Here is a 17,987-nt window from a genome sequence, read left to right as displayed (position 1 = left end):
CCTGGGTCGGGTCTGCGGTGTGGATGGTGTCGGCGATCGCGGCGGGGATCGGTCCGAACCTGCTGGTCAGCAGATCGACCAAGGCGTTCACGCGGCCTGTCGCTTCGCCCTGGACGCGGCCTTTGGCTTCGCCCTCGGCGCGGCCCTCGGCGCGGCCTTCGGCACGGAGCCGTTCGGCGGTGGTCATAATGGCCTCCTTGGCTCGGGGACCGAGTCGGTCGATGAGCGGTTGCAGATCGGCTTGCTGGGTGTCGCCGACAATAAGAATGTACGACGCGACGCATTGAAATTCATCTGTGCCGCCGGGGCCGTCCAGGATGGCGTGCAAATCCTCGATCAGCGGCAACAGCTCCACACCGAGGTGGGTGTTGCCGGGGACGATCTTGTGCAGGGCCAGCATCACGCGAGCCGCCGGGGTGAGATCGCGGGCGCGCAATGCGGGCAGGTCGAGGGCGGCGACGTCGTCCAGCAGGAACCGGAAACGTGGCAGATATGGGCCCAGAGCGTCTCGAGTGGGCGGGTCCAGATCGATGAGCTCGGTCAATTCCGTTGGCGCGTTCCAGGGGCGACCGGTGTGGTTGCTGTGGACGACCAGTGGGACCACCGCGGGCAAGGTGCGGGTGTGGGGGTGCTCCCGGACGTAGTGGTTCCAAATGTGGACCAGATAGTCCAGCATGCGCAGCGGCATGAGCGGGTCGCTGCGGCTTTGATGTTCGATGAGTAGATAGATGTAGGCGTCGTGTCCGTCCAGGCGAGTCCGGAAGATGAGATCGCTGTAGCGGGAGCGCAGGTGCTTGGACACGAAACTGCCGGGCTGGAGTTCGAGTCCATCCCAATCTACCCGTGCCGCAACATCTTTCGGTAGCACCACGCGTAGCTCGGAGGCGGCATCGGCGGGTCGGCCCATGACGTGCCGGAAGTACGCGTCATGCGAGTTCGATCGCGGCGCTGCGGACATGCCCGCGAACCTACTCGCGACTGGTATCACTCGGTCAGGTCTCGACCTCAGTTCTATTGCGCTGACAGCGAATTCGGACAAATCGGAGGTACGAACACAGCGGTAGACCGCCGCCTCAACGGCAGTCGTCGCGGTGTCCGTGCCTAATTCGGCTCAGGAGAACAGGTTTCGTACGAACGGCAGGGAGTCGGGGAGGGAGGCGTTGACGGCCCCGCTGTGGTCCTGCTGGTAGGTGCGCAACGTGACCGGCTGCCCGTTGGCTTGCAAGGTGGCGGCGAACGCGAGGGTGGCGGGGGTGATGACGTCGGTGTCGCGCAGGCCTTGGCCGAGGAAGACGGGGCGGTCGTAGCCGGATTCGGGGAGGCCCATGGTCCTGGTGAGGATGCCGCGCAGGTCGGGGATCTGGGCGAGGGGGCGGGCGAAGAGGTCGCCGAGGACGACGTTCGCCGCGCCGAGTTCGTCGCCGAATTCGTTGATGCACGCAGTGCGGGCGCGGACGAGCCAGTCGCGGCCCGCGTCGGTCAGGTAGGACTCGATGTCGAGTTCGGGGTAGGTGGTGCGCAGGCCGTTGAGGATGTACAGCACGTAGGCGGTGCTGTGCGGGCTCAGTTCCAGCGGCGGCATGCCGGGGCCGAGCGGCAGCAGGATGTCCTCGATGTAGGCGGGCACGCCGGTGCCGACGGCGCCGCGGTAGTCCAGCTCGGGCCCGCCGAACTCGGTGGCGTAGCGGGCGGTGAAGACGGCCGCGCCGCCGCCCTGCGATTGGCCGACGACGACCCACTTCTTGGCCAGCGAGGTGTACTGCGTGGTCGCGGCCTTCACCGCGTCCACCACGTTGTGCGCCTCGACGGTGCCGTTCAAGTAAGGATGCTCGCCCGGCGTACCGAGGCCCGCGTAGTCGGCGGCGACCACGGCGTAGCCCTGGTTCAGCCAGGTGCCCAGGTAGGCCCAGTCGCGTTCGCGGGCGGCGGGGCCCGCGACGCTGTAGGCGCAGTCGTCGCCGAGGCCGACCGTGCCGTGCGCCCAGGCGATCACCGGCCACCCGCCTTCGGGCGGCGTTCCGGCCGGGAAGTAGACGGCGGCGCTCGCGGTGGTCGGCGCGTCGCCCGCGGTAGTGGAGCGGTACAGGAGGCGGGCCGCGTCGGCTGCGTCCGGCGGTGTCGCGACCGCGGCGAGCGGCGCGACGGATTCGACCGTGCCCGCCGCGGGTTCCGCGCTCGCGGTCGACGGGTACAGCAGGGCGGTCGCGCAGGCCGTGACGGCCGCGGCGACGCTGAGCTTCCGCATGGGACTCCTGTTCGATGGGCGCGGGTGGTCACGCCGAGCGAGGGGCACTCCGCAAGAGTTGGACGCTTGCTCGAGATTGGCTCTCCGCCCAAGTCTGCCGCATCCCCGCGGCGCGCGTGTCCTGGCCCACACCGACGGCGCCCGCCCCACCCTGTGAATCGACTCACAGACCGGTTCGCCCCGGCGTGTTGCCGCGCACCCGCAGGGTGAACGCAAACAGTACGAGCGTTACGCTAAAACCCCACGTCAGGGCTACTCGCGGGTAGATTGAATGCTTGCAATTCGCCCGCAAATTTCGCAAAGTTGGCAAACGGTAGGCGAAACCTAGCTGAGATTCACATTAGCAACAGGTAGACGGCTATTTCCCGGTGTGCCATCGTGTGGAAGTACACCCCAAGGGCCTAGCAACCCTGCGAATCGCCGCTCCAGCAGTCCGAGTGAAATCTCGGCAAGCGGCACCGACCGACCAAAGAAGAAGTGGAGTCAGAGATGTCGACCACCGGCACCCCGAAGACCGCTGCGGAAATCCAGCAGGATTGGGACACCAACCCGCGCTGGAAGGGCATCACCCGTAACTACACCGCGGAGCAGGTGGTGAAGCTCCAGGGCACCGTCGTCGAGGAGCACACGCTCGCTCGCCGCGGCTCGGAGATCCTGTGGGATCTCGTGAACAACGAGGACTACATCAACTCCCTCGGCGCCCTCACCGGCAACCAGGCCGTGCAGCAGGTCCGCGCCGGCCTGAAGGCCATCTACCTGTCCGGTTGGCAGGTCGCCGGTGACGCGAACCTCTCCGGCCACACCTACCCGGACCAGTCGCTGTACCCGGCCAACTCGGTGCCGCAGGTCGTGCGTCGCATCAACAACGCGCTGCTGCGCGCCGACGAGATCGCCAAGGTCGAGGGTGACACCTCGGTCGCCAACTGGCTGGCTCCGATCGTCGCCGACGGCGAGGCCGGTTTCGGTGGCGCGCTGAACGTCTACGAGCTGCAGAAGGCCATGATCGCGGCCGGTGTCGCCGGTTCGCACTGGGAGGACCAGCTGGCCTCCGAGAAGAAGTGTGGCCACCTGGGCGGCAAGGTGCTGATCCCCACCCAGCAGCACATCCGCACCCTGACCTCCGCGCGTCTGGCCGCCGACGTCGCAGGCGTGCCGACCGTGGTCATCGCCCGCACCGACGCCGAGGCCGCCACCCTGATCACCTCGGACGTGGACGAGCGCGACCGCGAGTTCCTGGACGGCACCCGCACCGCCGAGGGCTTCTTCGGTGTGAAGAACGGCATCGAGCCCTGCATCGCGCGTGCCAAGGCCTACGCCCCGTACTCCGACCTCATCTGGATGGAGACCGGTGTGCCGGACCTCGAGGTCGCCCGCAAGTTCGCCGAGGCCGTCCGTGGCGAGTTCCCGGACCAGCTGCTGGCCTACAACTGCTCGCCGTCCTTCAACTGGAAGGCGCACCTGGACGACGCGACCATCGCGAAGTTCCAGCGTGAGCTCGGCGCGATGGGCTTCAAGTTCCAGTTCATCACCCTGGCCGGCTTCCACTCGCTGAACTACGGCATGTTCGACCTGGCGCACGGCTACGCCCGCGAAGGCATGACCGCGTTCGTCGACCTGCAGGAGCGCGAGTTCAAGGCCGCCGCCGAGCGTGGCTTCACCGCCATCAAGCACCAGCGTGAGGTCGGCGCCGGTTACTTCGACACCATCGCCACCACCGTGGACCCGAACACCTCCACCGCGGCGCTCAAGGGCTCCACCGAAGAGGGTCAGTTCCACTGAGTTGACCAGCCCGCAGTGATGCAGGCCGACAACCCTCTACTCCAGTAGGGGTGTACCGCCCTCCCCGCCGAACAGCCCCGGCGGGGAGGGCATCCCTATAACTTGGACCAGAACCCCCCAAGCCAATCCCAGCCACACCAGACCAGCAGGAGCGGGACGTGAGCAGCGAGAAGATTCAGCGTGTCGGCGTCATCGGCGCCGGACAGATGGGTGCCGGAATCGCGGAGGTGTGCGCCCGGGCGCACGTCGACGTGCTCGTCTACGAACAGACCCGGGAACTAGCGGCCGCCGGCCGCGCCCGCATCCTGCGCTCGCTGGACCGCGGCGTGAGCAGCGGCAAGATCACCGAGCGCGAGCGTGAGCAGGCCGCTTGGCGGCTGCGCTTCACCTCCGACCTCGGCGACTTCGCCGACCGTCAGCTGGTCGTCGAGGCCGTGCTGGAGAACGAAGAGGTCAAGACCTCGATCTTCGCCGAGCTCGACAAGGTCGTAACCGACCCGAACGCGGTGCTGGCCTCCAACACCTCCTCCATCCCGATCATGAAGATCGCCGTCGCGACCGCCAACCCCGAGCGCGTCGTCGGCATGCACTTCTTCAACCCCGTGCCGGTGCTGCCGCTGGTGGAGCTGGTCACCACGCTCAAGACCAGCGAGGCGGTCTCCCAGCGCGCCGAGGCCTTCGCCGGTGACGTGCTCGGCAAGCAGGTCGTCCGCTCGGCCGACCGCTCCGGCTTCGTCGTCAACGCGCTGCTTGTGCCGTACCTGCTGTCCTCCATTCGCATGGTCGAATCCGGTTTCGCGACAAAGGAAGACGTCGACAAGGCCATGGTGCTCGGCTGTGCCCACCCGATGGGCCCGCTGGCGCTGACCGACCTCGTCGGGCTGGACACCGTCAAGTCGATCGCCGACTCGATGTACGCCGAGTTCAAGGAGCCGCTGTACTCCGCGCCGCCGCTGCTGATGCGCATGGTGGAGGCCGGGCTGCTCGGCAAGAAGACCGGCGCGGGTTTCTACCAGTACAACTCCCCCGCCTCTCCGCGTACTTAGCGGGCGGCGCGGAGCTCCCCCGCCTCTCCGAGTACTCAACGGTCGGCGCAGAGCCGTCGGCGTCGGGCTCCCGTGCCGGCGGTTGGGTGCCGAACCGATTTCGGTCGTACCCGGTGAGTTACCCGGCCCTCGCGAGATCAGTTGTCGCGTTGGGCGGAGGAGTTCGCCTGGTCTTCGGCCTCGGCGCTCGGCAGCGTCGGTCTTCGTTTCCTCAGGTGCACGTCGCCCCGCAGGTGGCGGCGTCCATCCTCCCCTCGGGCATCACCTGCGAGAGGTAGGCGTGGGCCGGTCGAGTCGGGGGCCGCTGCTCATCGCTTCGCAGTGATACCAGCAGTAACGGCATAAGCTGCAAGGACGCCGAGTCGTTGGCGCGGCTCGGCGGGACACCGAAAGCGCAACGCTGCGCGTCCTCCGCCGTGCGGAGCGGATATCGCGCAGGTGATCGAAAGGGAGTTCCCGCGCATGGTCAACGTCACGGATGGCTACGGGTCGAGCATTCTGGGTTATCCCAGGATCGGGCCGCACCGGGAACTCAAGCGGGCACTGGAGTCCTACTGGCGCGGTTCGCTTTCGCGCGCGGAACTGCTCGCGGTCGGCCGCGACATCCAGGAGCAGCAGTTCAGCGAGCTGGCCGCCACCGGACTCACCCAGGTGCCAGGCAACACCTTCTCCTTCTACGACCACGTCCTGGACAACGCGCTGATGTTCGGCGCGGTGCCGAAGCGCTTCCAGCCCTACCGGGACGTGATGGAGCCGCTGGACTTCTACTTCCTGATGGCGCGCGGCCGACCGGATCTGCCGCCGCTCGAGCTGGTGCGCTACATCGACACCAACTACCACTACCGCCAGCCCGAGCTGGACGCCGAGACCGAGTTCTCGCTGCATCCCGAGGCCCTGCTCGACGAATTCGACCGCGCGAAGGCGCAGGACATCGAGCTGCGGCCGGTCATGCTCGGTCCGCTCTCGCTGCTGCTGCTCTCCAAGGCGGGGCAGGTGCCCGGCGAGCCGGAGTTCGACACGCTCGCCCTCTTGGACAAGCTGCTCCCGGTCTACGAGGAGCTGTTCGAGATCCTCGCCAAGCGCGGCGCCACCTGCGTCCAGTTGGACGAGCCGATGTTCACCAGCGAGCGCAGCGACGCCGAGCTGGCCGCGTTCGAGCGCGCCTACCAGCGGCTTTCCCACGCGCCACTGCGCCCGCGCATGCTGGTCACCGGTCAGTACGGCGACTTCGGTGAGGCGTTGACCATCCTGGCCGCGTCCAATGTCGAGGCCATCGGTCTGGACCTGGCCAGCCACCGAATCCGCCCTGAGGATCTCGCCGCGGTGCCCGGCATCCGCCGCAAGCGGTTGTACGCGGGCGTGATCAGCGGCCGTAACGTGTGGCGCGCCGACCGTTACGTGACGCTGGAATACCTCAACGAGCTGGCCAAGGTGTGCCCGGATCTGGTGGTCTCCACCGGAAGCACGCTGCTGCACGTGCCCTACGACCTGCTCGTCGAATACGACATCGAGGGCAACGTCGCCGATCGCCTCGCCTTCGCGAAACAGAAGGTGGGCGAGGTGGTTTCGCTCGCCAAGGCACTCACCGAGGGTCCGTCGGACAAGTGGCGGAAGCGGCCGAGGGAAGTGCACTTCAAGCAGAAGCATGCGGTGCGCCAACGGGTTTACGCGATCACGCCGCAGATGCGCGAGCGCGAACCGTACGAGCAGCGCCGAATCGCCCAGCAGGCCAAGCTGAATCTACCGCCGGTGCCCGCCACCACGCTGGGGTCGTTCCCGCAGACCGACCGGATACGCCAGGCCCGTTACGAACTCGGCGAGGGCAGGTTGTCCTACGAGGAGTACCGCAAGCGAATCGAGGCCGAGATCGAGGCGACGATCCGGTTGCAGGAGGACATCGGCCTCGACGTGCTCGTGCACGGTGAGCACGAGCGCAACGACATGATCCAGTACTTCGCCGAGCTGCTGGACGGCTTCGCGACCACCCACTTCGGATGGGTGCAGGTCTACGGATCCCGTTGCGTGCGACCGCCGATCATCTACGGCGACGTCTCGCGCCCCGCGCCGATGTCGGTGGACTGGATCACCTACGCCCAGTCGCTCACCGACAAGCCGGTCAAGGGCATGGTCACCGGCCCGGTCACCATGATCGCGCGCTCGTTCGTGCGCCAGGACCAGCCGCTGCACGAGACGGCCGACCAGGTGGCGTTGGCGATCCGTGACGAAGTGGTGGATCTGGAGCGCGCGGGCATCTCGATCATCCAGGTGGACGAGCCAGCCATCCGAGAGTTGTTGCCGCTGCGCAACATCGGGCGCGCCGAGTACCTGCGCTGGGCGGTCGGCGCGTTCCGGCTGGCCACCTCCGGTGTTCGACCCGAGACCCAAATCCACACGCACATCGGCTATTCCGGCCGCGCCGAAATCGTGGAGGCCATCGAACAGCTCGACGCCGACGTCACCGCGATTGTCGCGACCCGCTCCATCGAGTGGGTGCTCAAGGCGCTCAAGGAGGACTGCGCCTCGGGTCACGGCCTGAGCCACGGCGTGGGTCCCGGTGTGTACGAAAGCCGTTCGGCCCGCATCCCGGACATCGACGAACTCGACGAACTGCTCACGGCCGCGGCCGAGGCCGTCACCCCGGAACGGCTGTGGGCCAACCCGGACGGCGGACTCAAGACCCGCCACTACTGGCAGCTGGAGCCGTCGTTGCGCAACATGGTCGCGGCTGCCCGGCGTATTCGTCGGCGTATTCCGACGGGCGAATAGTCCACCTGCACGGGCCGCCTTTCCGTTGGGAAACGGATAGGTGGCCCGTCGTTTTCGTCGAGAAGACTTGGTCCTCGACGAGCACGTCCGCATCCACGGCAAGGGCGGTCGGGGCCGTCGCTGACATCAAACTGAACTACAAGGCCCACCTTCGTCAGCCACGACCCCGCTGACCGGATCCGCGCCCGGTTGGTGCGAGATGGCCCAACGCCTGCCCGCAACCAACTCCGATCCCGCCCATGCGATACCGCGGCCACCGCCTAGGCCGGAGCGGCCTTCGGACCGCACTGCCTGTGGCTCGCAGCGCCAAATGGTGGCGATTCCGAAGTGTGGGGGCGGTGATTTCGGCGTGGTGGGGAATCGCATTCGGGCGAGATATCGAGCGCGATGCGGGTCGCGGCGCACGGCTCTCGTCACCGAGTGGCCGCTGTGGTCGGGCCCAGTACATGGTCGAGGAGATGGTCGACGAGTTCGGTCGCGGACTGCGCGGTGCTGTAGCCCTGGAGCATGCTTTGGGCGAGTCCACCGATTGTCATGAGGATGAGTTCGGCGTCGAGATCCGGTTGACGGGGGCCTGAGCCGTCGGCGTGTTGGGCTCGACGGAGCTGGTCGGCGACGATCGTGACCAGTGCGCGAGGCGCGGCGAAGGTTTCTTCCGCGGTGATGCCACCGCCGGTGATCGCCGCAGTGCCGAAAGCGCCGAGCACGACGGCTTCTTCCCGGCGCTGCTCGTCCAGGGGTAACAGTTCGGTCAGGACCGCGCGGATAGCTTCGCGGGGTGTGGCGTCCTGGCCCAGAGCGGTCCACCGTTGCGTGAATCGGGCGCCGGCGTCTTCCATCACCGACCGGTGGGTCGCCAGCAGGAATTCGCTCTTGGTTCCGAAGTAGTACTGCACCAGCCGAATCGAGAATCCGGCCTCGGCGGCGACCGTTTGAAAGGTCACCGCTTCGAGGCCTCCGCCGACGATGACTCTGCGTACGGCGTCGGTGATCTGGCGTCGCCGTACCTCATGGTCGACCAGTCGTGGCACGAGACCTGCGCTTTCCTCTTGTATCGACTTCCCAAAACTGGATGGTATGAGCATACCGCATACATGTTGTGGTCATACCATAGAGATGATACGTTCGTATCATATCAGTGGATGAAGGGGAGGCTCATGCCGAAGATCGGGCGATTCACCAGCGAGGAAGCGAAGGCGACGTTCCTACGCGCCTATGACACCGTGGCCGCGAAATGGCCGGTGCCCTCGACCGATATCGACGTCGAAACATTTTTCGGCACCACGCGAGTACGCAAATCCGGAAACGGGGACGGTGCGCCGATCGTGCTACTGCCGGGCATCGGGGGTAACGGGCAGGTATGGCTCAACTTCATCGAGGATCTGGCGCGCGAGCGTGTCGTGTACACCCCGGATGTCATCGGGTGGGCGGGACGCTGTGTGCAGACCGCACCCGTGCGTGACACGGCAGATATCGCGACGTGGATGGTCGAGGTGCTCGACGGGCTCGGTGAGGACCGGGTCCATCTGGCCGGAAACTCTCTGGGCGCCTGGCTGGCCGGTGCTATCGCCGTGCATCGTTGCGATCGTCTGGCCAGTCTGACCATGTTCGAGCCCAGTGGCGCGACCTTCGCCAAGCCGCGCTGGAGTTTGCTGTTCAAATTTCTTGTGGCGGGTGCGCGGCCGACTCCCGAGCGGATGCGCAAGTTCAACAAGTGGCTGATGCCGGGTCTGGACTTCACCGACGAGGAGTTCGCACTCGCCATGGCAACGGTGAGGTTCCGGTCCGGTATGCCGTGGGACCGCCCGTTCACCGACGAACAGCTGGCCGCCATCACCGCACCGAGCCTGGTGCTCTTCGGCGCCGACACCGTCGTCAGCGACCCGCAGCTCGGGGCGGCACGCGCCCGCAACCACATGCCGTCGGTCGAGGCCGAAATCTACCCAGGCATCGGACACGATCTGCTGTGGGCGAATCCCGAACAGATAATTCCGCGCTTCCTCGACTTCGTCGCCCACCACGACCAAGTCCGAGCGTGAACCACCCACGGTAGGCGAGGAGCATGCCAGGCAACCTCATTCGAGGTGCTACAAGGTCCAGCTCCTATCCCATAGACGCCACACCACCGACGGCGCGGATCGTCCCACCCTGCTGAGGCAAGAATGCGCGAGCGGCCAGGTGTCTCGTGAACGAAGGCGCGCTCAAACAGTCAGTGCGTCACCGCTGTTCAGATGCTCAGCGTAAACCTCTGCGGGACTGCGATAGCCGTGGATCTTGCGGCGGCGGTGGTTGAGCTCGTCAGCGATGGTGGCGAGGTCGGCTTGACTGAATCGGCGTAGGTCGGTGTTCTTTGGCAGGTATTGACGCAGTAGGGGATTGGTGTTCTCGTTCGCTGATCGGCACCAGATCGCTGATCACGCCTGCCCCAGTCGGGCGGCGAGCCCGCTTCGGATGCCGCATCGGCCGCTAGGTGCGCAACTTGCGGGGTCAGTCAGTTTGGCCGGTTTCGGCCGCCGCGCTCGCTGATACGCCCGGTGATCGGCCGCGGCGGCACGATAGGCCGCGCGACCGCCGTTGCGGACGATCTCCCGCGCGATCGTCGACGGCGAACGCCCCAGGCACACGGCGATCGTCCGCCCCGAGCAGCCCGCGGCCAAGCCACGGGATGTCTCCTCGCGCTCGGCCATCGTGAAGTGCTGGCTGCGCCGCCGTGGCGGCAGCCGGTGAACTCCTCCGGTCTGAGCGAGAAACCTCCGCACATGCTGCAACGGCAGCCCGAGCGACCGGGCAATCGCGCTGAACGACTCGCCAGCCCGCCAGCGGCGCCACACCTCGTCCTGACGAGCAGCAGGCATCCCGCACCCAAACCTCCACGCCGACATGATCATCCACGCGCTTCGCGCTTGACCCATGGCCTCGCGGGGTCATCGCTCACTCTTCCTCGAGGAGCAGCGACACATCCGGGATTTCGTCCCAGTGACGGGGACGCGCGGTCTGCGGAGAGGGTTTTTCCGGCCCGGCTGTGTAAACCGATTCGTCGGAGGTCGGGTCTGCGACGGAAAGTTCGTCGTCATCGGGGTCGGTGCCCCAGAGGCGGCCGATGATGCGCCGCACGATCCTGGTGGTCATAGGCCCCTGGAATTCCTTACGCCGCTGTACCGCGTCGCGGGCGTGTTCGGCGTCGGCCCGGTTGGCGTGCAGCGACGTGTGCCGGATGGCGCCGAACTCGTCGGCGAGGACGAGCACGTACAAAGCGGCGGCGCGGTCGACGCGGGCGAGCCTCGCACGAGCGTCGAGCGCCCCGTCGGGGGTGGCGCCGAGCCGGTCGGCGATCTCGGCGTAAGAGGTGGCCAAGCCCAGCTCGACGAGCCGGTCTGCGATGTCGGCCTCGTGGATGCCGAGTTGGGCAACCAGAGACCGGATCCGGGCGTCGGAGGCCGCGCGCTTGGGCCGCCCTCGCCAGTCCCGAGCGGGCACGGCCGATTCCCACACCTGTTGAAGCAGCTCTTCACCCGCCTCGTCCCAGTACGCCAGCTCAGCTTCGGCGTGCTTGGCGCGGGCGATGGCTTCCCAGTCGTGTTCCGGGTCGACCGCGATCCGGTCCTGCAGTCTCTCCCACGCCTTGCGTCGGCGTCGGCCGGGGTTGCCGATGTCGTCATCGTCGTCGATCAGGAACCCCGCGCGTGCACGTGTAGCGCCGAGCTTGCGGCCAACACCGCGCGCCGCGTCCTCCCATGACAGCCCATTACGCAAGGCCTCGATGATGATGCGGTAGTGGTGGGCGGTCCAGACCTTCTTGTGGTTGGGCCACATACCGTCGTCGATCTCGACCACCGAAACCCCCTCAGCCGTGTGGGTAGTCGTTGTCTCACAACGGTATCCGCCCGCACCGACAGCTGTCGGTCCTTCGGCGTATGGTGGCCGGCCATGCCGTACGAGCTGCCCGCCTGGGCGAAATCGAAGTCGCGGGGCGTGACCCGCGAAGAGGTTGATGAGGTACTTATGGCGCGCGCCGACGCTGGAGCCGTCCGTCGACGGGCGGCCCCGCGTGACACAGATAGCAGGACGCCTGAAGGCCCGTGCCGAGGCCACCGACGCCACGTCGAGAGCTGGCCTCGGAAGGGGTGACGGTTGAAGCCGCCGCCGTGGACACCATGAGCCGCGACGAAATCCTCGCGCTGCTGGCCTGCTGACACCCCCGTCGGCGAATGCACGTCCTCGACGCGGATCGCGGTGGCGGTGACGTAGCGGATCACGCCGGAGGCGGTGACGCGCTGTCCGGCGGCGATGGCGCGACCGACGTCGCGGACGGCGGTCTGATCGTCGTCGGTCATCACCGAGATCTCCTCGGCGATCTAGCCCGGAGCCATCTGCCGCTCGGTGAAGGCTCGCAGCAGCTGAGGCACCCTGCGCCGAGTTCCCTCTCCCGGGTCGACCGCCGCATATTTCAGTACGGGTCGTACCGTATCATTTGTGTATGACTGTGGATGGACGGGTGTGGCCGGAATCGTTGCGGGTGGCTCAGGTGCGGGTTGCGCGGCCGACGGATCGGCTTGATGAAGTGGTGCGGTTCTATGTCGAGGGGGTGGGGCTGCGGGAGTTGTATCGGTTCGAGAACCATGCGGGGTATGACGGGGTGATGGTTGGGCTGCCGGGGGCGGAGTATCACCTGGAGTTCACCTCGCATGTGGATGGGAGTCCTGGGGACGCACCGAGTTCCGAGAATCTGCTCGTCCTCTACTTCGAGGGGGAAGCGCAGATGTACGACGTGGTGCAGCGGCTCGGTGAGTTTGGCGTCGAGCCGGTACCACTCGAGAATCCGTACTGGGCGGCGAACGGTGGCTTGGGTTTTCCGGATCCGGACGGCTGGCTCGTCGTGTTGATGCCGCGGCCGGTGTTCTGATGGTGGGGCGGGCGCGGGACGATCGGATCGACGCGGCGGTGTTGGTCGCAGCGCGAGAACTGTTGGACGAGAACGGATATGCCGAGTTGACGATCGGTGGTGTTGCGACGCGATCGGGAATTCACCGTCCCGCGATCTATCGGCGCTGGCCGTCCAAACGGCACTTGGTCGTGGCGGTGGTCGCCGATCTGCTCGGTCTGCGGCCCACCGCGAACACCGGAGACCTGCGGTCCGATCTGACTGCGGCGATGCGCGATCTCGTTGCCGCCCTGCGCGATACGTCGCTCGATCGGGTGCTTCCCGCGCTGCTCGCGGACCTCGCCAACGACCCCGAACTGCGCGAGCACTTCCTGGCGGTCGTCTTCGAGCCGCGACGGCGGACCACCGAGACCGCGCTGCGCGGGGCTATCGACCGTGGTGAGGTGCGCCCCGAGATCGACGTGGACTTCGTCTTGGACGCCATCGCGGCGCCCATCTACTTCCGGGCGCTGTTCGGCCACCTGCCGCTGGACGACGAACTCGCCGAGTCCTCGGTCGACGCCGTCCTGCGCCTGATCGTCGCGACACGATGAGGTGGTCGCTTCCGCGCGAGCGGGGCTGTTCCGGTGCGAGCGGGGTTGATTCGGCGCGAACCGGTTAGCTCAGGCGAACCTGGTCGCTTCGGCGCGAACGCGGTCGCTTCGGCGTAAACGGTGGTGCTCTGGCGTGCACCGGGTCGTTCCGGCGCGAACGCGGTCGCTTCGGCGTGAACGGGAGTGCTCTGGCGTGCACCGGGTCGTTCCGGCACGAACGCGGTCGCTTCGGCGTGAACGGGAGTGCTCTGGCGTGCACCGGGTCGTTCCGGCACGAAGGCGGTCGCTTCGGCGTAAACGGAGGTGCTTTGGCATGAACAAGGTTGCTCTGGCGCGAACGAGGTCGCTTCGGCGTGAATCGGGTCGCTTCGGCAGGAACGGATCGCTTCGGTGCGAGCGTTCTCGCTCCGGCCGTCCTGACCGGATCGCCCTGCGCGTGACTCGGAAACCCGTCAGTGCTGGGCGCGGGTGAGTCGAAGCATCAGTTCGCGCATGCGGTTCGGGCCGTTTCGCTTCGGGGGTTCGGGGGCGGGGGCTTCCACATCGGCCTCGACCTCGTAGCGGCGGATGTAGGCGCCCGCGAACGCTTGCACGGTGGCGGTGACGGGGATGGCGAGCAGCGCGCCTGTCGGGCCGAGTAGTGCGGCGCCCGCGATCACGGCGCCGAAGGCGACGGCCGGGTGCATGTCGAGGGTGGTGGCGGTGATGCGCGGTTGCAGGACGTAGTTCTCGAATTGCTGGTAGAGGATGATGAATCCGAGAATCCACAGGGCGTCGCCGGGGCCGCCGTTCACCAGGGCGACGATCACCGGAAGGGCGCCCGCCAGGTAGGTGCCGACGGTCGGAATGAATTGGGAGACAACGCCGACCCACAGCGCGAGCGCGAACGCCGATGGCACGTCGAGCACTCGCAGCACAACGTAGTGCGCCAGCGTCGAGCAGACCGCGAGCAGGCCGCGTGAGTAGATGTAGCCGCCGGTCTTATCGACCGCGATGTCCCAGGCGCGCAGCACATGTCGCTGACGATGCGGCGGAAGCAGCGAGGACACGGCGTTGCGGAAGCGCGGGCCGTCGGCGGCGAAGTAGTAGGTGAACAGCAGCACGCCGAGCCCTTGGAAGAGCGCGCCGATCGCGGCCGTGCCGATGCCCCAGGCGTTTTCAGCCAAGCCGACCAGGTAGCCCTCGATCTGGTCGCTCCACTCCGTCGCGTATTTCTGGATGTCGGTGCCCGACAGCTCGGTATTGAACGTGTCGTTGATCCAGTCGACCATGCGGTCGGCGTATTCGGGCGCGTTCTGCACCAGCGTGGTCACCTGGTCGATGAGCAGCGAGCCGAGTGTGTACAGGAACCCGCCGACGATCATCAGCAGGCCGAGGAACACCACGCCGGTCGCGAGCCCGCGCCGCACCCCGCGCGCGGCGAGCCAGTTGACCGCGGGTTCGATGGCGAAGGCGAGGAACAGCGAGACCATCAGCACGGTGAGCAGGCCCTGGAGCCGCTGCAATACCCAGAACCCGAAGATCAGGCCCGCGATCGTCGCGGCAGCCAGCAGGAAGGCGCGCAGCAGCCACGGGGGCGGACCGGCGGAGAGGTCGGTGAGCACCCCGCCGCGGCGATCGGGCGTCTGCTTCTCCGATCTCGTCGCTTCGGGTTCCACTGCGCTCGGCCCCGGGTGGTCCGCTGAGGTCGGCACTGGGCGACCTGCTGCGGTCGGCGCGGGGCGCTCGGTTGAGCGCGGCCGTCGGTATTTCGCCCTGCTCGTCGCTTCGGGTTTCGCTGCCTCGGAACGCGGCTCCTTCGGTCCGGACGCCTCGGTGCGCGGCTCCTTCGAGCCGGACGCCCCGGCACGTGACACACCGGACCCGCGCGCGGCGGAATCTCCCGCATCGGACTTCGGGGTGGTCGAGTCTTCGTCATCCGCGGACACAAATCCACGGTACTTACGTGAGAAGAACCCGCGCCCCGCAACATGCCAGCGCGCACGTGAACGCTGTCGGGCCGATGCGGGCCGGTCGATCATGGATCGCTGCGGGGACGACGATCTGCGCTCTCTGAGGGAGCCTGTGGACAACTCGCGCATGGGTTACACGCGCTGTGTGCGCAGTTGGCGCTGCCGGGGGAGTCCGGCGAAGGCCGGTGGCGGAGTCGACCCCGACAGAGCTGTCGGCCTGTCAAGGCCGCAACCACCATTTGACTACCGTCGATTTCGCCGCGCCCTCAACCCATGCGCGCCGCACACTTTCGGAGCGGGCGAAGGTGCGCACGATGGGCACTGCCGACGGAGGACCTGACCGCAGCCGAAGCCCCTACATCGTCGCCGTATCGATGACGAACCGATACCGCACGTCGCTCGCGACAACCCGGTCGTACGCGCTGTCGATCTCGTCGGCGGAGATCAGCTCGATCTCCGCGCCGATGCCGTGCTGGGCGCAGAAGTCCAGCATCTCCTGGGTTTGCGCGATGCCGCCGATCATCGAGCCCGCCAGCGACCTGCGGTAGCCGGCGAGGGTGAACGGCTTGACGGTCATCGGGTTCTCGGGGAGGCCGAGGATGACCAGCGTGCCGTCCAGGTTCAGCAGCTTCATGTAGTCGTCCAGCGGCAGGTCGGCCGAGACGGTGTTGAGGATCAGGTCGAAGCGGCCGCGCAGTTCGCGGAAGGTCTGCCGGTCGCCGGTGGCGTAGTAGTGGTTCGCGCCGAACCGCTTGCCGTCTTCCTGCTTGCTCAGCGAGTGGCTGAGCACGGTGACCTCCGCGCCCATCGCCGCGGCGATCTTCACGCCGACGTGCCCGAGCCCGCCCATGCCGATGATCGCGACCCGTTTGCCTGGCCCGGCCTGCCAGTGCCGCAGCGGCGAGAACAGGGTGACGCCCGCGCACAGCAGCGGCGCGGCCACGTCGAGGCCGATGCCTTCCGGGATGGACACCACGAAGTTCTCGGTCACCACGACCTGCGTGGAGTAGCCGCCCATGGTGTAGCCGCCGGGCTGCACCGCGGGATCGACGGTGGAGTTGTAGGTCATGGTGGCGCCGGCCTGGCAGTACTGCTCCTCGTCGGCAAGGCACGGCGCGCACTTGCCGCAGGAATCGACCATGCAGCCGACGCCGACCCGGTCGCCGACCTTGTGCCTGGTGACCGCCGAGCCGACGGCGGCGACGAGGCCCGCGATCTCGTGGCCGGGCACGCAGGGGTAGCGGGTGCCGCCCCATTCGTCGCGCGCGGTGTGGATGTCCGAGTGGCAGATGCCCGCGTACTTGACGTCGATCAGCACGTCGTGCGGACCGAGTTCCCTGCGCTCGATGGTGACCTTCTCGAAGGCTCCGTCCGGAGCGGGCAGGGCGTAGGCGGCAGCAGCGGTGCTCATGAATACATGCCTACCGCCGCATGCTCGGGTTTGTCGAGCCGAGGGTTTGTCGAACACAGGGGTTTGCCGAGGCCGGCGCCGGGGATGTCCATCCTGTCCTGGTTTTCCGGCCCGCGCTGGGCGCACGGTCCGGAATTCCTGATCTACGGTGAAGATCTCCGGCCACAATGGAATTCGTCAGGCGTAACGAGGCGGGAGTGCCCATGGACGACGGACGGCGCGGCAGCGGCGGCGGGCGAGCGCTCGCGCTGATCGTCGTCGCCGTGCTCGGCCTGGCGGGCTTCCTCGGTTATCGCGGTGAACTGCCGGGCTGGCCGCTGTTCACCGGCCCCGGCACCGCCATCGCGCCGATGCCGCCCGCGCCGACGCCGCCGCTGGACCGGGCGACAGTCGCGGCCGCGGTGCAACCGGCCATGGTGCACATCAGCACCGCCACCGAGACGTTCGGTCAGGGCGCGGCCGGGTCCGGCATCGTGCTCACCGCCGAGGGACAGGTGCTGACCAGCCATCACGTGGTCAAGGGCGCCGACACGGTCACCGTCACCTCGGTCGGCACCGGACAGGTCTGGTCGGCGACCGTGCTCGGCTACGACTCCGGCGTCGACATCGCCCTGCTCGAGCTGCCCGGCGCCGCCGGACTCACCGTCGCCCGGCTCGGCAATTCCGCCGACGTGCGGCTGCACGACGAGGTGCTCGCCATCGGCAACGCGGGCGGCGCGGGCGGCACGCCGACCTCGATCACCGGGAACGTCACCGATCTGGACAGCACGATCGTCGCGCTGAACTCCGCCGACCTGTCCCGCAAGGCGCTGTCGGGAATGCTGGAGATCGCCGCCGCGGTCAGTTCCGGGCAGTCCGGGGGAGCGCTCGCCGATTGGCGCGGCGCGATCATCGGCGTGATCACCGCGGCGTCGGGCGAGCACGACCCGGAGGTCGACCGCGAGCCCAACGGGTACGCGGTGCCGATCGACACCGCCATGCGGGTGGTGCGCCAGATCCGCTCCGGCACGCCGACCGACACGGTGCACATCGGCCCGACCGCGACGCTCGGCGTGCTGATCTCCGACGCGCGACCCAGCGGCGCGCGCATCGACGTCGCGATCTACGGCAGCCCCGCCCACTCCGCTGGACTCGCCGACGGCGAGGTGATCACCTCGATCGACGGCCGGGCGATCACCAGTGCCCGCGCCCTGCGCGCGGCGATCAACGTGCGCAAACCCGCCGACACGGTGCGGCTCGGCGTGCTCGGCCCCGGCGGCGTCGAGCGGACGGTGACCGTGGTGCTCGGCAAGGGCGCGCCGAACTGACCCGGC

At 67.6% G+C, this 17,987-nt stretch carries 14 protein-coding genes and 1 pseudogene; 7 read left to right on the top strand and 8 right to left on the bottom strand.

Annotated features, from left to right (window positions below):
• The coding region (locus NAM01S_RS28235; protein WP_157107958.1) for an Rpn family recombination-promoting nuclease/putative transposase at positions 1-958 on the bottom strand (958 nt) is incomplete at its 3' end.
• Positions 959-1,111: 153 nt separating this feature from the next.
• Positions 1,112-2,245 (bottom strand): alpha/beta hydrolase, encoded by a 1,134-nt coding sequence (locus NAM01S_RS28230; RefSeq protein WP_067790977.1) that lies wholly within the window; start codon positions 2,243-2,245, stop codon positions 1,112-1,114.
• Between the two features lie 489 nt (positions 2,246-2,734).
• On the opposite strand from NAM01S_RS28230, the gene aceA reads away from it, so the two are divergent.
• The 3 genes from aceA to metE all read left to right on the top strand — a co-directional run bounded on the left by aceA (position 2,735) and on the right by metE (position 7,836).
• Positions 2,735-4,024 (top strand): isocitrate lyase, encoded by a 1,290-nt coding sequence (gene aceA, locus NAM01S_RS28225; RefSeq protein ID WP_067790976.1) that lies wholly within the window; start codon positions 2,735-2,737, stop codon positions 4,022-4,024.
• A gap of 158 nt (positions 4,025-4,182) precedes the next feature.
• A complete protein-coding gene (locus NAM01S_RS28220) occupies positions 4,183-5,070 on the top strand; it encodes a 3-hydroxybutyryl-CoA dehydrogenase (RefSeq protein WP_067790974.1) in 888 nt (295 codons plus the stop codon).
• Between the two features lie 462 nt (positions 5,071-5,532).
• Positions 5,533-7,836 carry a 5-methyltetrahydropteroyltriglutamate--homocysteine S-methyltransferase gene (gene metE / locus NAM01S_RS28215; RefSeq protein ID WP_067790972.1) on the top strand — a complete coding sequence of 768 codons (2,304 nt, stop codon included), beginning with the start codon at positions 5,533-5,535 and terminating at the stop codon, positions 7,834-7,836.
• A gap of 413 nt (positions 7,837-8,249) precedes the next feature.
• Here metE and NAM01S_RS28210 read toward each other — a convergent pair whose 3' ends face one another.
• Positions 8,250-8,921: a TetR/AcrR family transcriptional regulator gene (locus tag NAM01S_RS28210; protein ID WP_255284340.1), complete on the bottom strand. Its 672-nt coding sequence runs from the start codon at positions 8,919-8,921 to the stop codon at positions 8,250-8,252.
• A 9-nt stretch (positions 8,922-8,930) separates the two neighbouring features.
• On the opposite strand from NAM01S_RS28210, the gene NAM01S_RS28205 reads away from it, so the two are divergent.
• Positions 8,931-9,875 carry an alpha/beta fold hydrolase gene (locus tag NAM01S_RS28205; RefSeq protein ID WP_169810916.1) on the top strand — a complete coding sequence of 315 codons (945 nt, stop codon included), beginning with the start codon at positions 8,931-8,933 and terminating at the stop codon, positions 9,873-9,875.
• A gap of 162 nt (positions 9,876-10,037) precedes the next feature.
• On the opposite strand, the pseudogene NAM01S_RS36820 reads toward NAM01S_RS28205, so the two are convergent.
• The 3 genes and pseudogenes from NAM01S_RS36820 to NAM01S_RS28200 all read right to left on the bottom strand — a co-directional run.
• Positions 10,038-10,241: pseudogene (locus NAM01S_RS36820) on the bottom strand (transposase); the annotation flags it as partial.
• A 9-nt stretch (positions 10,242-10,250) separates the two neighbouring features.
• Positions 10,251-10,523: a helix-turn-helix domain-containing protein gene (locus NAM01S_RS36815; protein ID WP_253799448.1), complete on the bottom strand. Its 273-nt coding sequence runs from the start codon at positions 10,521-10,523 to the stop codon at positions 10,251-10,253.
• Between the two features lie 244 nt (positions 10,524-10,767).
• Positions 10,768-11,670: a hypothetical protein gene (locus NAM01S_RS28200; protein WP_067790967.1), complete on the bottom strand. Its 903-nt coding sequence runs from the start codon at positions 11,668-11,670 to the stop codon at positions 10,768-10,770.
• 643 nt (positions 11,671-12,313) lie between these two features.
• Between NAM01S_RS28200 and NAM01S_RS28190 the strand changes: the two genes are divergently transcribed.
• Positions 12,314-12,739, top strand: a complete 426-nt coding sequence (locus NAM01S_RS28190) for a VOC family protein (protein ID WP_067790962.1) — start codon at positions 12,314-12,316, stop codon at positions 12,737-12,739.
• A complete protein-coding gene (locus NAM01S_RS28185) occupies positions 12,739-13,311 on the top strand; it encodes a TetR/AcrR family transcriptional regulator (RefSeq protein WP_253799437.1) in 573 nt (190 codons plus the stop codon). The genes NAM01S_RS28190 and NAM01S_RS28185 overlap by 1 nt, the downstream gene beginning before the upstream one ends.
• Positions 13,312-13,763: 452 nt before the next feature.
• On the opposite strand, the gene NAM01S_RS28180 is transcribed toward NAM01S_RS28185, so the two are convergent.
• Positions 13,764-15,005 (bottom strand): AI-2E family transporter, encoded by a 1,242-nt coding sequence (locus NAM01S_RS28180; protein ID WP_253799435.1) that lies wholly within the window; start codon positions 15,003-15,005, stop codon positions 13,764-13,766.
• A 613-nt stretch (positions 15,006-15,618) separates the two neighbouring features.
• Positions 15,619-16,674 carry an NAD(P)-dependent alcohol dehydrogenase gene (locus tag NAM01S_RS28175; RefSeq protein WP_067790959.1) on the bottom strand — a complete coding sequence of 352 codons (1,056 nt, stop codon included), beginning with the start codon at positions 16,672-16,674 and terminating at the stop codon, positions 15,619-15,621.
• Between the two features lie 203 nt (positions 16,675-16,877).
• Between NAM01S_RS28175 and NAM01S_RS28170 the strand changes: the two genes are divergently transcribed.
• Positions 16,878-17,981 carry a S1C family serine protease gene (locus NAM01S_RS28170; RefSeq protein ID WP_067790957.1) on the top strand — a complete coding sequence of 368 codons (1,104 nt, stop codon included), beginning with the start codon at positions 16,878-16,880 and terminating at the stop codon, positions 17,979-17,981.
• Positions 17,982-17,987: the final 6 nt, after the last annotated feature.

It is taken from the genome of Nocardia amikacinitolerans NBRC 108937, assembly GCF_001612615.1.
GTDB lineage: Bacteria > Actinomycetota > Actinomycetes > Mycobacteriales > Mycobacteriaceae > Nocardia > Nocardia amikacinitolerans.
The sequence above is the reverse complement of the archived record's forward strand: the minus strand, read 5'-3'. Positions and strand labels throughout refer to the sequence as shown.

Bases quoted from the DNA above. Each gene is read 5' to 3' on its own strand.
- NAM01S_RS28205 (WP_169810916.1), top strand. From the start codon at position 8,931: ATGTTGTGGTCATACCATAGAGATGATACGTTCGTATCATATCAGTGG.
- metE (WP_067790972.1), top strand. From the start codon at position 5,533: ATGGTCAACGTCACGGATGGCTACGGGTCGAGCATTCTGGGTTATCCC.
- NAM01S_RS28230 (WP_067790977.1), bottom strand. From the start codon at position 2,245: ATGCGGAAGCTCAGCGTCGCCGCGGCCGTCACGGCCTGCGCGACCGCC.
- aceA (WP_067790976.1), top strand. From the start codon at position 2,735: ATGTCGACCACCGGCACCCCGAAGACCGCTGCGGAAATCCAGCAGGAT.
- NAM01S_RS28190 (WP_067790962.1), top strand. From the start codon at position 12,314: ATGACTGTGGATGGACGGGTGTGGCCGGAATCGTTGCGGGTGGCTCAG.
- NAM01S_RS28210 (WP_255284340.1), bottom strand. From the start codon at position 8,921: ATGCTCATACCATCCAGTTTTGGGAAGTCGATACAAGAGGAAAGCGCA.
- NAM01S_RS28175 (WP_067790959.1), bottom strand. From the start codon at position 16,674: ATGAGCACCGCTGCTGCCGCCTACGCCCTGCCCGCTCCGGACGGAGCC.
- NAM01S_RS28170 (WP_067790957.1), top strand. From the start codon at position 16,878: ATGGACGACGGACGGCGCGGCAGCGGCGGCGGGCGAGCGCTCGCGCTG.
- NAM01S_RS28185 (WP_253799437.1), top strand. From the start codon at position 12,739: ATGGTGGGGCGGGCGCGGGACGATCGGATCGACGCGGCGGTGTTGGTC.
- NAM01S_RS36815 (WP_253799448.1), bottom strand. From the start codon at position 10,523: ATGGCCGAGCGCGAGGAGACATCCCGTGGCTTGGCCGCGGGCTGCTCG.